At 71.4% G+C, this 13,329-nt stretch carries 9 protein-coding genes; 3 read left to right on the top strand and 6 right to left on the bottom strand.

Annotated features, from left to right (window positions below):
• Positions 1-33: 33 nt before the first annotated feature.
• From AB0I28_RS15455 to AB0I28_RS15435, 5 genes are all read right to left on the bottom strand, one after another.
• Positions 34-1,053 (bottom strand): ABC transporter permease, encoded by a 1,020-nt coding sequence (locus tag AB0I28_RS15455; RefSeq protein WP_357493601.1) that lies wholly within the window; start codon positions 1,051-1,053, stop codon positions 34-36.
• Positions 1,050-2,009, bottom strand: coding sequence for an ABC transporter permease (locus AB0I28_RS15450; RefSeq protein WP_357493599.1), 960 nt, complete (start codon positions 2,007-2,009; stop codon positions 1,050-1,052). The genes AB0I28_RS15455 and AB0I28_RS15450 overlap by 4 nt, the downstream gene beginning before the upstream one ends.
• Before the next feature lies 1 nt (position 2,010).
• The gene (locus AB0I28_RS15445) at positions 2,011-3,573 is read right to left on the bottom strand and encodes a sugar ABC transporter ATP-binding protein (protein WP_357493598.1); all 1,563 of its coding nucleotides are present in this window, start codon (positions 3,571-3,573) and stop codon (positions 2,011-2,013) included.
• A 74-nt stretch (positions 3,574-3,647) separates the two neighbouring features.
• Complete coding sequence (locus AB0I28_RS15440; protein WP_357493596.1) at positions 3,648-4,724, bottom strand: ABC transporter substrate-binding protein; 1,077 nt, start codon at positions 4,722-4,724, stop codon at positions 3,648-3,650.
• 144 nt (positions 4,725-4,868) lie between these two features.
• On the bottom strand, positions 4,869-5,837 hold the full coding sequence (locus tag AB0I28_RS15435; RefSeq protein WP_357493594.1) for a hypothetical protein: 969 nt from the start codon (positions 5,835-5,837) through the stop codon (positions 4,869-4,871).
• A 369-nt stretch (positions 5,838-6,206) separates the two neighbouring features.
• Here AB0I28_RS15435 and AB0I28_RS15430 point away from each other — a divergent pair, with 369 nt between their 5' ends.
• A complete protein-coding gene (locus AB0I28_RS15430; RefSeq protein ID WP_357493592.1) occupies positions 6,207-9,383 on the top strand; it encodes a S8 family peptidase in 3,177 nt (1,058 codons plus the stop codon).
• Between the two features lie 60 nt (positions 9,384-9,443).
• Here the strand turns inward: AB0I28_RS15430 and AB0I28_RS15425 are convergent, their stop codons facing one another.
• Complete coding sequence (locus AB0I28_RS15425; protein ID WP_357493589.1) at positions 9,444-10,493, bottom strand: aldo/keto reductase; 1,050 nt, start codon at positions 10,491-10,493, stop codon at positions 9,444-9,446.
• Between the two features lie 129 nt (positions 10,494-10,622).
• Between AB0I28_RS15425 and AB0I28_RS15420 the strand changes: the two genes are divergently transcribed.
• Positions 10,623-11,507, top strand: coding sequence for a helix-turn-helix transcriptional regulator (locus AB0I28_RS15420; RefSeq protein WP_357493586.1), 885 nt, complete (start codon positions 10,623-10,625; stop codon positions 11,505-11,507).
• Positions 11,508-11,619: 112 nt separating this feature from the next.
• The gene (locus tag AB0I28_RS15415; RefSeq protein ID WP_357493584.1) at positions 11,620-13,296 is read left to right on the top strand and encodes a SulP family inorganic anion transporter; all 1,677 of its coding nucleotides are present in this window, start codon (positions 11,620-11,622) and stop codon (positions 13,294-13,296) included.
• The last annotated feature ends 33 nt before the right edge of the window (positions 13,297-13,329 follow it).

Raw genomic sequence — 13,329 nt, 5'->3', positions numbered from 1 at the left:
CATCGGTGACTGTGACGGCAATGCGCGACCGGTTCAACGAAGCCGCCTGACCTTCCCGAGGTATGTCTGCGCCACGACCACGACCGTCAGGAAGGCACCGCTGACGACCGACTGCGCCGACGAGGTGAGCGTACCGATCTGGTTGATGACGTTCTGGATCACGCCGAGGATGAGCACACCGCAGATGGTGCCGCCGATCCCGCCCGCGCCACCGGCCAGCAGGGTTCCGCCGATGACGACGGCGGCGATCGCGTCGAGTTCCATGCCGACGCCCAGGATCGTCACTCCCGAACCCAGGCGCGCGGTGTTGAGCACGCCGGCGAGCCCGGCGAGGGTGGCGCTCAGCGCGTAGGTGGCGATCTTGACGCGGGCGACGGGGACGCCCATGAGCCCGGCGGCGTCCTCGTTGCCGCCGACGGCGTAGAGGGTCTGCCCGTAGCGGCTGCGCTGGAGCGCGATCGCCGCCGAGATCCCCAGCCCGGCGGCGATGTAGACGGGGTAGCCGACGTCGAAGAGCGTTCCCCGGCCGAGGTCGAGCATCGGCGAGTCGGCCGGCAGGAGGTAGGTCTCGGCGCCCTCGTCGGTCAGCGCCAGCATCAGTCCGCGCGCGGCGAGCAGTCCGGCGAGGGTGACGATGAAGGGCGCCATTCCGGTGCGGGCTATGAGGAAGCCGTGCACCAGACCGATGAGGCAGCACACCGCCAGCGGCACCAGCAGTGCCGGAAGCAGTCCCCAGCGGCCGGCGTAGGCGGCGAGCACGCCGGCCAGCGCGAACACCGCGCCGACCGACAGGTCGATGCCGCCGCCGATGATCACGAAGGTCATGCCGAGGGCGATGATGACCGCGAAGGACGACTGGATCGCGATCCCGGTGAGGTTGTCGAGGGACGTGAAGGACTCGAAGGTCACCGCGGCGGCGAGGAAGGACACCGCCAGCATGGCGAGGGCGCCGTGGCGCTGCGCGAGTCCGGCGGCCTTCTCCGCGCGCGAGGGGCGCATGGTGCGCATTTGGCCGCGCGCGTGGGTGATCGGCTCGGTACCGGTGTCGTTCACCGTGTCCTCCGTTCGCGGGCGACGTAGACGGCGGCCAGGATGATGACCGCCTGGGCCATCTGGGCGGTCGAGTCGGGCAGGTCGTGCTTGATGAGGGTGGCGCGGACGAGCTGCATCACGAGCGCTCCGGCGACGGTGCCGACGATCCGGATGCGCCCGCCGGTCAGCGGAGTACCGCCGACGACGACCGCCGTGATCGCCGACAGCTCGATGAGGTTGCCGATCGTCGAGGGGTCGCTGGCGGTCAGCCGCGAGGTGGCCAGGACGCCGGCGACCGCGGCGAAGACGCCGCACAGGATGTAGGTGACGATGAGGATCCGGCGCACCGGAAGGCCGGCGAGGCTTGCCGCCGCGCGGTTGCCGCCGACGGCCGTGAGCTGCCTGCCGTAGGAGGTGCTGCGGACGAGGAAGGCGGCCACGACCGTCAGCGCGAGGGCGACCAGGACCACGATGGGCACACCTGCGACGTCGTCGCTGCCGAGGGCGAGCAGGTCGGGGTTGTGGAGCTGTTTGAGCTGCCCGTCGGCGAAGACGAGGGCCAGGCCCCGGCCGGCGACGAGCAGGGCGAGGGTCGCCACGATCGGCTGGAGGCCGACGACGGCGACGAGGACGCCGTTGAACAGGCCGGCGAAGACCCCGGCGATCAGGGCCATCGCGATCGACGGCCACACGCCGAATCCGAGGTAGAGCGGGATGATCGCCGCCGCCAGCGCCATGACCGACCCGACGGACAGGTCGATGCCCTCGCTGCCGATGACCAGGGCCATCCCGAGCGCGACGATCACGACGGGCGCGACCTGGACCAGCTGCGTGCGCAGGTTTCCCGAGTCGAGGAAGTTCGGGGTGAACACGGCGTTGTAGGCGACCAGGGCCGCCACGGCGGCGTAGACGCCGTAGTCCTGCACCAGCCGGGGAAGCCCGAAGCGACGGCGCAGCGGAGCGGTGTCGGTGGCCATCTCAGTCCTTCCCCACGGGCGGCGGTGGCTCGTCGGCGGCCAGGGCGGCGATCACGGCGTCCTCGGACACCTCGTCGCCGGTGAGCTCGCCGACGACGGCGCCGGCGCGCAGGACCACGACGCGGTCGGCGCCTTCGACGAGTTCTTCGAGGTCGGAGGAGATCAGGACGACCGCGAGCCCTTCGCGGGCGAGTTCGTCGATGAGGCCCTGCACCTCGGCCTTGGCGCCGACGTCGATGCCGCGGGTGGGCTCGTCGAGCAGGAGCAGGCGCGGGTTGAGGCACAGCCACCGGGCCAGCAGCACCTTCTGCTGGTTGCCGCCGGAGAGTTCGGCGACCTTCTGGTCGGGGCTGGAGGCCTTGATCCGCAGGCGGCGCATGAAGGTCTCGACGATGCGGTCCTGCCGCTTCTTCGACACGAAGCCGAAGCGGGTGATACGCGGTATCGCGGCGAGGACGATGTTCTCGCGGACCGACAGCTCCGGGACGATCCCCTCGGCCTTGCGGTCCTCGGGGAGCAGGACCACGCCGGCGCGGATCGCGGCGGCCGGGGACAGGCGCCGCAGCCGCCGTCCGTCGACGCTGACGGTTCCCGAGTCCAGTGGCAGTGCCCCGATGACGGCCTTGGCGGTCTCTGAGCGGCCCGCGCCGAGCAGGCCGCCGAGGCCGGTCACCTCGCCCGGCCGGACCTCGAAGCTCACGCCCCGCAGGACGTGCCGCTTCGTCAACCCCTCGGCCCGCAGGACCGGTGCGGCGCCGGTGGCCTCGTGTTCGGTGAACCGGGTCTGGCCCTCCTTGCGGACCTGGGCGATCTCGCGGCCGAGCATGTGCGAGATCAGCGTGAGGCGGTCGAGTCCGGCCAACGCGCCGGTGTAAACGACGCGCCCGTCACGCAGGACGGTCACGTTGGAGGCAAGGCGATACAGCTCGTCGAGGCGATGGCTGACGTAGAGGATCGCGATGCCCTCGGACTTCAGCCGGTCGACGACCTCGAAGAGCGTGCGCGTCTCGCGCTGCTCCAAAGAGGACGTCGGCTCGTCCATGATGAGCAGCCGGGCGCGCACGGCCACCGCGCGGGCCAGCGCCACCATCTGCTGGGCGCCCAGCCCGATCGACCGCAGCGGCCTGGTCACGTCGACGGCGACGCCGAACTCGGCGAGGGCCGCGGCGGCCTCCCGGTTCATCCGGGCGACGTCGAGGAGACCGAGCCGGCCGCGTGGTTCGCGGCCCAGGAACAGGTTGCGGGCCACGCTCATCAGCGGGATGAGGTTGACCTCCTGGTAGATCGTGGAGATCCCGGCGTGCTGGGCGTCGAGGGGGCGGGCGAAGGCGACCGGGTTCCCGGCGTAGACGACCTCGCCGCCGTCGGCCTGGTACACGCCGGTCAGCACCTTGATCAAAGTAGACTTCCCGGCGCCGTTCTCACCGACGAGGGCGTGGACCTCGCCGGGCCGGATGGTCATGCCGACGCCGTCGAGCGCCAGCACTCCGGGGAAGCGCTTGGAAAGGTCTCGTACCTCCAGTAACGGCGGGGCGCCGTCGGTGTCCGCCGAAGGGTCGCTCATGCTCGCGCCTCTCTGCTCCGCGACGGTTCGGCGGGCCCGCTTGCGCGCGCGGACCCGCCGTCGACCCGGCCGGTCTAGTAGGTCCCGGCCAGGGAGTCCTTGGCGTTGGTGGAGTCGTACTCCCGGTCGGCGATGATCACGTCGTTGGGGATCGTGGCGCCGGAGTAGAAGTCGGCGGCCGTCTTGAAGGCCAACGGACCGAAGCGCGGGTTCGACTCGATGACGGCGTTGATGGTGCCGTCCACAATGGCCTGTACGGCGTTGCGGGTGCCGTCGATGGACACGATCTTGACGTCCACGCCCGGCTTCTTGCCGGCCGTCTTCAAGGCCGTCACCGCGCCCAGCGCCATCTCGTCGTTCTCGGCGTACACCGCGGTGATCTCGGGGTTGCTGGAGATGAGCTGCTCCATGACGGTCTGGCCCTTGTCGCGGGCGAACTCGCCGGTCTGCTGGGCGACGATCTCCAGGCCCGGTGCCGTGGCGGCCAGCTGCTCGACGAAACCGTTGGTGCGGTCGGTGGTCACGTTGTTGCCCGAGGCACCGAGCAGGATCGCGACCTTGCCGGTCCCGCCGGTCACCTTCACCATCGCGTCGGCGGCGCGCTTGCCCTGGTCGACGAAGTCGGAGCCGAGGAAGGCGAGGTAGTCCTTGCAGGCCGTCGCGTTGATCTTGCGGTCGATGGTCAGGACCGGGACCTTCTTGGCGGCCGCCTCGGCGAGCGCCGGCTCAAGGCCGTCGGAGTTGAGCGGGGCCACGATCAGGAACTGCGCGCCCTGGGCGAGCATGTCCTGGATGTCGCTGATCTGCTTGGGAAGCTGCGACTGCGCGTTGGTGACCAGCAGCTTCTTCACGCCGATCTTCTCGGCCTCGTCGCGGATCGACTGCGTCTCGGCGATCCGGAAGGGGTTGGCCTCCTTCTCCGACTGCGAGAAGCCGACGATCGCGTCCTTCAGGTCGAGCTTGGGGGATCCGTAGTCGGTGAGTGTGCAGCCCGCGCCGCCCGGCGAGGAACTGGCGACGACCTGCTCGCCGCCGCTGGAGTCGTCGGAGGGCGATGCGCCGTCCTCGCTCTTGGTGCAACCGCTCAGCAGCGTCACTCCGGCGAGCAGTACCACGGCCGCGTTGGTCAGAGTCCGTAAACGAAGCGCCATTTCTTCAAGTCTCCTCAGGATGCTCGAGAGCACCGTCCTGGACCGAAACGGTGCCGGCGATCGCCCCGGCGGGCGGGGCTCTATAACGTTATACACGTCGTGTCGGGAGGGGACAAGACACCGAAACACAACGTCCGCAAGGGATCAGGGCCGCCGAGCCATCCCGCCGTAGAGGCGCGCGACCTCGCCGAACGCCCGCTTGGGCCGCCGGGTGCCGTCCTCGGCGCACGCCACCACCCCGAAACCGGCCCGGTCGAGGTCGAGGCGCCGATCCTCGCGGTGCGGGAAGTCGGGCATGGCGAAGGTGAACACGAAGCAGCCGTGCACGCCCTCGTCGTCGTAGAGGTCGATCAGCTCGGCGAGGTGGCGGGCCTGGACGGTCTCGTCGCGCGGATGGCCGTCGCGGACGTGCGGGGTCGCCGAGAACCACTTCACGATCCGGTAGGAGGCCGCGCCCATGTCGTCGGCTCCGGTGAAGGCGCCGCAGCCGAACTCGGTGATGACGACGGGCTTGTCGTTGTCGCGCACCAGTTTCCGCAGCCGGCCGGCATAGTCCGCCCGATTGCGCCCGGATCGGTAGAGGGCGACGCCCACGACGTCGAACAGCGACCAGTCGGGGTTCTCCCACGCCGCCGCCGAGTAGCCCAGCGGGCCCCGGAAGTGGCGGCGCGCGACCCGCGCGGTGTCGAAGAGGAGCCGGTACACGCCCCGGTCGATCCTGCGGCGCAGAAGGCGCCGGTGGTCGATGATGAGCTTGAGGCGCAGGAAGGAACGCGGTGCGGGGACGATGCCCGGGACGGTGTGCGAGAACTCGCTGCCGACGAGCAGCGTCACCCGCCCGGGATGCTCCCGGCGAAGCTCCTCGGCGGCGACGGCGACGATCTCCAGGCGCTCCAGCACCTCCCGCCGCCGCACCTCGGTGAAGTCCGGCCGGATCCACACGTCCAGACCGACTTCAAGGGCCGAGCGGGCGGCCTCGGCGAGCGCCTCGACGTCAGCGCAGATGAGCATCACCGCGGTACAGCGCAAGTCCCGGGCGATCGCCTCCAGGTCGCGGCGGATCACGCCGGGCGAGCCGCCGACCAGGTAGGAGATCCCGCGGACTCTCAGCACCGGCCCACCTGCCGCCGCGCCGAAGGACGTCCGAGGTGGACTGCGCGGTGCGTCATCGTCGATCCTTTCGCGCCGCCGGGAGGCGGACCGGCGTGGACGCCGGGGCCGTAACTGGGAGGGTACGGCTTTCGGGAGACCATGGCGGAGACTCCGCGGAGGCTCGGCTGCGGGACGGCCGTACCCTCGCGGCCGGAGCCGTCGGCCGCGCTGCTCGGGACCGGCGCCCACCTCGCGCGAGCCGCCGATCCGTGCCGCCCCAGGCGATCGGGTCCGAAATTGATCCGTCCGGGCTGAACCCCCCGGCTCGCCCATGTCGTCCTTTTCGTCGACAGACCCCCGAGATCCACAAGAGACGATGCGGAGCACCCCTTGCCATTCCATCCCTCCCTGCTTCTCGCGGGCGCGGGCGCGCTGCTGCTCAGCGGCGCCGCCATACCCGCCGCGGGGCAACCAGGCGCCGCCGCACCGGCCGCCTTCACCGCCGAGGAACTCGCGCAGGCCCGTGAGGTCACGCTCATCACCGGCGACACCGTCGTCGTCACCGCCGACGGCGAGGTCGGCTTCCTCGCCGGTCCCGGCCGCGGCCACGTCCCGCACGTGAAGTACTACTCGGGCGCCGGCGAGGACCGCGACCAGTTCGTCGTTCCCGCCGACGCGCTCGGCCCGCTCCAGGAGGGCATCCTCGACGAGCGCCTGTTCGACATCACCGACCTGGTCGCCGACGGGTTCGCCGACACCGGCGCCCTTCCGGTCATCGTCCGCGACGAGCCCGGCGAGTTCGACACGATGGCCGCCACCGGCAGCCTGTGGGACCGCGTCACCGCCGACCGCGTCGACCGCGTGTGGCTCGACGGCAGGGCGCGCTTCACGCTCGCCGAGTCGGTCCCGCAGATCGGGGCCCCCACAGCCTGGGAGTCGGGTTACACCGGCGAGGGCGTCACCGTCGCGATCATCGACGGCGGCTACGACCCGACCCACCCCGACCTGGCCGGAAGGGTGAAGGCCGCCAAGGACTTCAGCGGCGAGTCGCCCGAGGCTATCGACGGCTACGGGCACGGCACGCACGTGGCGTCCACCGTGGCCGGAACCGGCGCGGCCTCCAACGGCAAGTACAAGGGCGTCGCGCCCGACGCCGACCTGCTGGTCGCCAAGGTCTGCCTCGACGAGGGCGTCTGCGAGGAGAGCGCGATCATCGCGGGTCTGGAGTGGGCCGCCGAGAACGGCGCCTCCGTTGCCAACGTCTCGCTGGGCAGCGGCCCGACCGACGGCACCGACCCGCTGTCGCTGGCGGTCAACGAGATCACCGAGCGGACCGGGATGCTCATCGTCGTGGCCGCCGGAAACGACGGCTGCGAAGGCTGCGTCTCGTCGCCCGGTACCGCCGAGGCCGCACTGACCGTCGGCAGCGTCACCAAGCAGGACACCCTCTCGGAGTTCTCCAGCCAGGGCCCGCGTTTCGGTGACGGCGCCGTCAAGCCCGACATCGCCGGACCCGGCAGCTCCATCACCGCCGCCCGCGCCGCAGGCACGTCCATGGGCGAGCCGGCCGAGGACGGCTACACCACCGCCGACGGCACCTCGATGGCCACGCCGCACGTCGTGGGCGCCGCCGCGCTGCTCAAGCAGGCGCACCCCGACTGGACCGCGGCCCGCCTCAAGGCGGCGCTGATGGGCTCGTCGAAGGGCCTCGAAGGGCTCAGCGTCTTCGAGCAGGGCGCCGGGCGCGTCGACGTCACCGACCTGTCGGCCCCGATCACGGCCGACGGCAGCGTCAGCTTCGGCACCTTCACCTACCCGTACACCGAGGACCCCGCGGCGCAGAACGTCACCTACACCAACGACACCGACACCGCCGTCGAACTCACGCTGACCGTCACCGGCGACCCGCAGTTCACTGTGGACAGTCCTAAGGTGACCGTTCCGGCGCACGGCACCGCCGCGGTCGCGGTATCGGCGAAGATCGCCGGCGGCACCGTCGGAAACTACGGCGCCCACCTCACGGCCACCGCCGACGGAGTGTCGGTCCGCACCGCCCTGGGCGTCGTCCTTGAGCCCGAGCTCTACGACCTGAACGTCGACGTCACCACCCGCAACGGCGGACCGGTCGTCGAAGAGGAGTGGGGCACCTTCGTCATCGTCTACGGCTTCGCCGCCGAGTCCTTCGACGTCGTCGCCATCGACGCCGAGGGCAAGGGCTCCATCCGCCTGGCTCCCGGCCGCTACCAGATCAGCGGCAGCGTCAAGGAAGCCGGCGACTCGCCGTCGATGACGTCCTTCGCCGAGGAGGTCACCATCGCCGGCGGCGACGCCACCAGCACCCCCGACCTGCGCGCCGGACAGCTCGTCGACGAGAACCTCGACGCCGACGACGCCGTGCTCTTCGGCACCATGAACGAGGTCCAGGCTGTCGACGCGGACGGTCAGCACGTCTACGCCTTCAACCAGCTCGCCTCGAACGGTTCGGAGACGTACTCGATCCCCACCAGCGGTCTGAGCACCGGGTTCAACGTCCTGCACGCGGTGACCTACGGCAGCCCGAAAGGCGCGGCAAACGCCTACTCCTACTCCCTGAACTTCTCCGTCGAGGGCGAACTGCCCGGCCGGACCACGTTCACCGTCGGCAACGCCGAACTGGCCCGCGACAACGCCGTCTACCACTCCCAGGGCGTCGCCTACAGCGGCGCGCGGGTCGACTACCTGGTCGACAAGGACTTCTTCTCGATCGAGGCCCCCGCCGCGCAGGTCCCCGGCCGCCGCACCGAGTACTTCACGCCGGGCGACTACCTGGGCACCGTCAGGATCGGCGAGGCAGCGAGCAGGTACGAGTTCATCGAGTACGACAGCGTCAAGACGGCGGGCGGCCGCAAGGACGTCGTGTGGGGCCAGGCGCCGCTCGGCGTCGGCATGCACAGCAACTCCCGCCTGGACGACGAGATCTACTTCGGTCCGGAGATGTACGAGGACACCGGCGCCGACACCCTGGTGACCGACCACAAGAGCGGGAACGTCACCGCGACGGCCGCGCTGACGCTGAACGGCGAGAAGGTCCCGCTGGAGACGCTGACCCCCTGCTGGCAGGCCGCGACGCTGCCCGCCGGCGCGTCGGGGACCCTCGTGTTCAGCTGCGACACGAAGCGCGTCAACGAGTACTCGGTGCTGGGAACCGCCTCCAGCGCGAAGTGGACCATGCAGACCGCGCCCGGCGCGCCCGGCGAGAACCAGGTCCTTCCCATGGTCAACGTCCGGCTGGGCTCGGCGTGCGTGGTCAACGGCTACGCTCCCGCCGGCAAGCGCCAGGACCTGACCCTGGACGTCGTGCGCAGCGACACCACCGCGCCGCTGGGCACCAAGAAGCTCACCTTCGAGGTCTCCTACGACGACGGCAAGACGTGGAAGACGGTGACGGTCAAGCGCACCGGCGACCACGCCGTCGCCTCCATGTGGCACCCCAAGGGCGCGAAGTTCGTGTCCACCCGCATCACCGCCGTGGACGCCGACGGGAACGCCGTCACGCAGTCGACGACACGGTCGTGGGCGCTGAGGTAGCCCTCCGTCCGAGCACAGCGAGAGCCCGCCGGGTCCAGCGACCCGGCGGGCTCCGTCGTGTCAAGGCCTCACCGGACCGCTTCCCACGTTGCCCGCCGTGATGGCGGCGGCGACCTCGTCCAGGTCCTCGTCGGTCAGCGTCACACCGGCCGCGGAGACCCAGCCGTCGACCTGCTCGGCCCGCCGCGCGCCGACGATGGCACCGGTGACACCCGGCCACGCCAGCGTCCACGCGACGGCGGCGGCCGGTGTGGAGATCCCGTGGCGGTCGGCGACGGAGGTGAGGGCACCGGCGACGCCGAGGTTGGCGGCGAGCCGCTCGTTGAAGTCGGGCGCGGCGCGACGCCAGTCGCCGGCGGGCAGGGCGGCGACGCGTTCGGCGGTGAAGGCGCCGGTGAGCAGGCCCGAGGCCATCGGCGAGTAGACGATCACGCCGGTCCCGTTGCCCTCGGCCCACGCGTTGTCCTCGGCGCAGGAGCGGTCGAGGGCGGAGAACGGCGGCTGGCTGGCGTCGACGTGCGCGACCTTCTCTGCGGCGGCGAGCTGCTCGCGGCCGTGGTTGGACAGCCCGATCGCGGCGACCTTGCCCTCGCGCTTGAGCTCGTCCATCGTCGCCCAGTACTCCTCCAGCGGCGTGGCGAGCGCGTCCTCGGATGCCGCCTGCGGCCCGCCGCCCCAGCCGAGCTGGAGCCCGTCGCCGGGCCAGTGCACCTGGTAGAGGTCGATGCGCTCGACGCCCAGCCGTCGCAGCGAGTCCTCGACCTGGCGGCGCACGACCTCGCGGCGCATCACCTTTCGCGCCGGCCGGAACGGGTCGCCGCCGTCGAAGACGAGGCCGGTCTTGGTGAACACGTAGGGCCGGTCGGCCTCGCCGATCTCCTTGAGCGCGCGCCCGACCAGCTCCTCGGAGTGCCCGTCGCCGTAGGCGGCGGCCGTGTCGATCCAGTTGACGCCGGCGTCAACGGCGTGCCGGATGGCGCGCACCGACTCGGCGTCGTCGGTGGCTCCCCAGCCGAACTTCCAGTCCGCGCCGCTGATCGCCCACGCGCCGAATCCGACGCGGGTGATGTCGAGGCCGCTGGTGCCCAGGGGATTCTTCGCGATGGTCATCGTCGTACCTTTCGTTTCATGGTGGTCGACGACCAGGTTGTTCCACCGTGCGCCCGGCGACCAGGCCCCCGCGCTGCCTGGGCACGGCGTGCCCAGGCAGGAACGGCGATCACGACGGATACTCGGGCCATGGACAGGCGTACCCAGTTGGGCGAGTTCCTCCGTTCGCGACGGGCGCGGCTGCGTCCCGAGGAGTTCGGACTGTCCGACTACGGCCGTTTCCGGCGGGTGCCGGGCCTGCGCCGGGAGGAGCTGGCCCGGCTGGCGGGCGTGAGCGTCGACCACTACGTCCGGCTGGAACAGGGTCGCGAGCTGCACTTCTCCGACGAGGTGCTCGACGCCGTGGCCCGCACGCTGCGCCTGACCGCCGACGAGCGCGCGCACCTCTACCGGCTGGCCCGTCCGACCGCGTCGACGGTGCCCGAGCGGGTCCAGCGGGTGCGGCCCGGCCTGCGGCGGCTCCTCGACAACATCCCCGACGTGCCCGCCTACGTCATCGGCCGCGGCATCGAGATCCTCGCCTGGAACCGGCCGGCCGCCGCCCTGATCGCCGACTTCGGCGCCCGCGAGGCCGGCGAGCGCAACTTCGCGCGCATGTTCTTCCTGGAGGCGTCATTCCGCGAGGTCTTCGCCGACCCCTCGGCCAAGGCCGACGACCTCGTCGCCCACCTCCACCATGACGCCGGCGGCAGTCCCGGCGACCCCGAGCTCGCCCGGCTCGTCGGTGAGCTGTCGATCGGCAGCGAGGACTTCCGGCGCCGCTGGGCCGAGCACGACGTGCGGGCCAAGTCCCACGGGCAATACCGCGTCCTGCATCCGGTCGTCGGCGCCCTCGACCTGTCCTACGAGACGCTGCGGCCGCCCGACGATCCCGAGCAGGCCCTGGTCACCTACACCGCTGAACCGGGCACTCCCTCCGACGCCGCGCTGCGGGTGCTCACGGCGCTGGGCGAGGCAGGGTATGTGCGCGGAGCGGCGGTACCCCAAGGCCGGGAGCCGTCGGCCACCAAATAGACCGACAGGTCCTGTATCGACCGGTATGCGACTACCGTGTTCCCATGGTCGGTCAGGTACTCGGTGACAACTCGCGCGACGGTCGGCCCGAGCCGGGCCCGCGAGTGCGGCCGTGAGCGGGCAGGCGGCCCCGCGCGCGTGGTGGCGCGGGTACCGGCCGGCGTGGCTGCGCGGCGACGTGATCGCCGGCCTGACCGTGTGGGCCGTGCTGGTCCCGGAGTCCCTGGCGTACGCGTCGATCGCGGGCGTGCCGCCCGTCGTCGGCCTCTACGCCGCCGCACCCGCGCTGATCCTCTACGCGGCGATCGGCTCATCCCGCCACCTGATCGTCGGGCCGATGTCGGCGACAGCCGCCCTCTCGGCGAGCATCGTCGCCGTCTACGCGTCCTCCGACAGCGGCCGCTACGTCGCCCTCACCACGGCCCTGGCGCTCGCCACCGGTGTCGTGGCGATCATCGCGGGCCTGTTCAGGATGGGTTTCCTGGCCAATTTCATCTCCGCGCCGGTCCTCAAGGGCTTCATCGTCGGCCTCGCGCTGACGATCATCGCCGGGCAGCTGCCGAAGCTGTTCGGCGTCGACAAGGGCGAGGGCGACTTTTTCGCCGAGATGGCCTCACTGATCAGGCAGCTCGGTGACCTCGACCGGTGGACGCTCGGGGTCGGCGCGGTGTCGCTGGCGCTCGTCCTCGGCCTCAAACGCTGGCTGCCCGTCGTCCCCGGCTCACTGGTCGCGGCGGCCGTCGGCGTGCTGGCCGTGGTGACGCTCGGCCTCGAAGACAAGGGCGTCGCCATCGTCGGCCACATCGACGCCGGCCTGCCCAGCCTGGGCCCGCCGCACGGCCTCGACCTCGGCGACTACCTGGAACTGGCCGGACCCGCCGTCGGAGTCGTCCTCATCGGCTTCGCCGAGGGGCTCGGCGCGGCGAAGGTCTACGCCGCCCGGCACGGCTACGACATCTCGCCCAACCGCGAGCTGACCGGTCTCGGCGCGGCCAACCTCGGGTCGGGGCTGGCCTCGGGCATGGTCGTCAACGGGAGCCTGTCGAAGACCGCCGTGAACGGCTCGGCCGGGGCGCGCACACAGATGTCGAGCGTCGTCGTGGCCGTGCTGACGATCGTGACGCTGCTGTTCCTGACCGGCCTGTTCGAGCAGCTGCCCGAGGCGACGCTCGCGGCCGTCGTGATCGCCGCGGTCGTCGAGCTCGTCGACATCGGCTCGCTGCGCGGCTTCTTCACCGTCTACACCCGCCGCCTCGGCGCCATCTACGGCCACGCCGCCCGCGCCGACTTCGCCGCCGCCATCGCCGCCATGCTCGGCGTGCTGCTGTTCGACACCCTCCCCGGGCTGGTCATCGGGATCGGCATCTCGCTGCTCCTGCTGCTCTACCGGTCCTCGCGGCCCAATGTCGCCGTGATCGGCCGCGCCGGGGACGCCTGGGTCGACACCGCCCGCCACGACGGCGCCGAGACCTTCCCCGGCGTCGTGGTCGCGCGCGTCGAGAGCGGCCTGTTCTTCGCCAACGCCGACCACGTGCGCCTTCGGCTGCGTGAGCTGGCCGAGGGCGCCCACGCGGTGATCGTCGACGCCGAGACCATGCCCTTCATCGACGTCACCGGCGCCCAGATGCTCGCCGAGCTGGGCGCACGTCTCAAGGCCGACGGCGTCACGTTGAGCATCGCGCGCGACATCGGCCAGGTCCGCGACGTCCTGCGCCGCACCGACACCGACCCGGCGGCGCTGAGCGTCTACCCGACCGTGCGCGAAGCGGTCGACGCCGCCCGGCGCTGACCGGCGGCCGGAAAGTCCGGCGGGACCGGTCAC

Source organism: Phytomonospora sp. NPDC050363, assembly GCF_040655735.1.
Taxonomy (GTDB): domain Bacteria; phylum Actinomycetota; class Actinomycetes; order Mycobacteriales; family Micromonosporaceae; genus Phytomonospora.
This window is presented reverse-complemented; position numbering and strand designations above follow the sequence as displayed.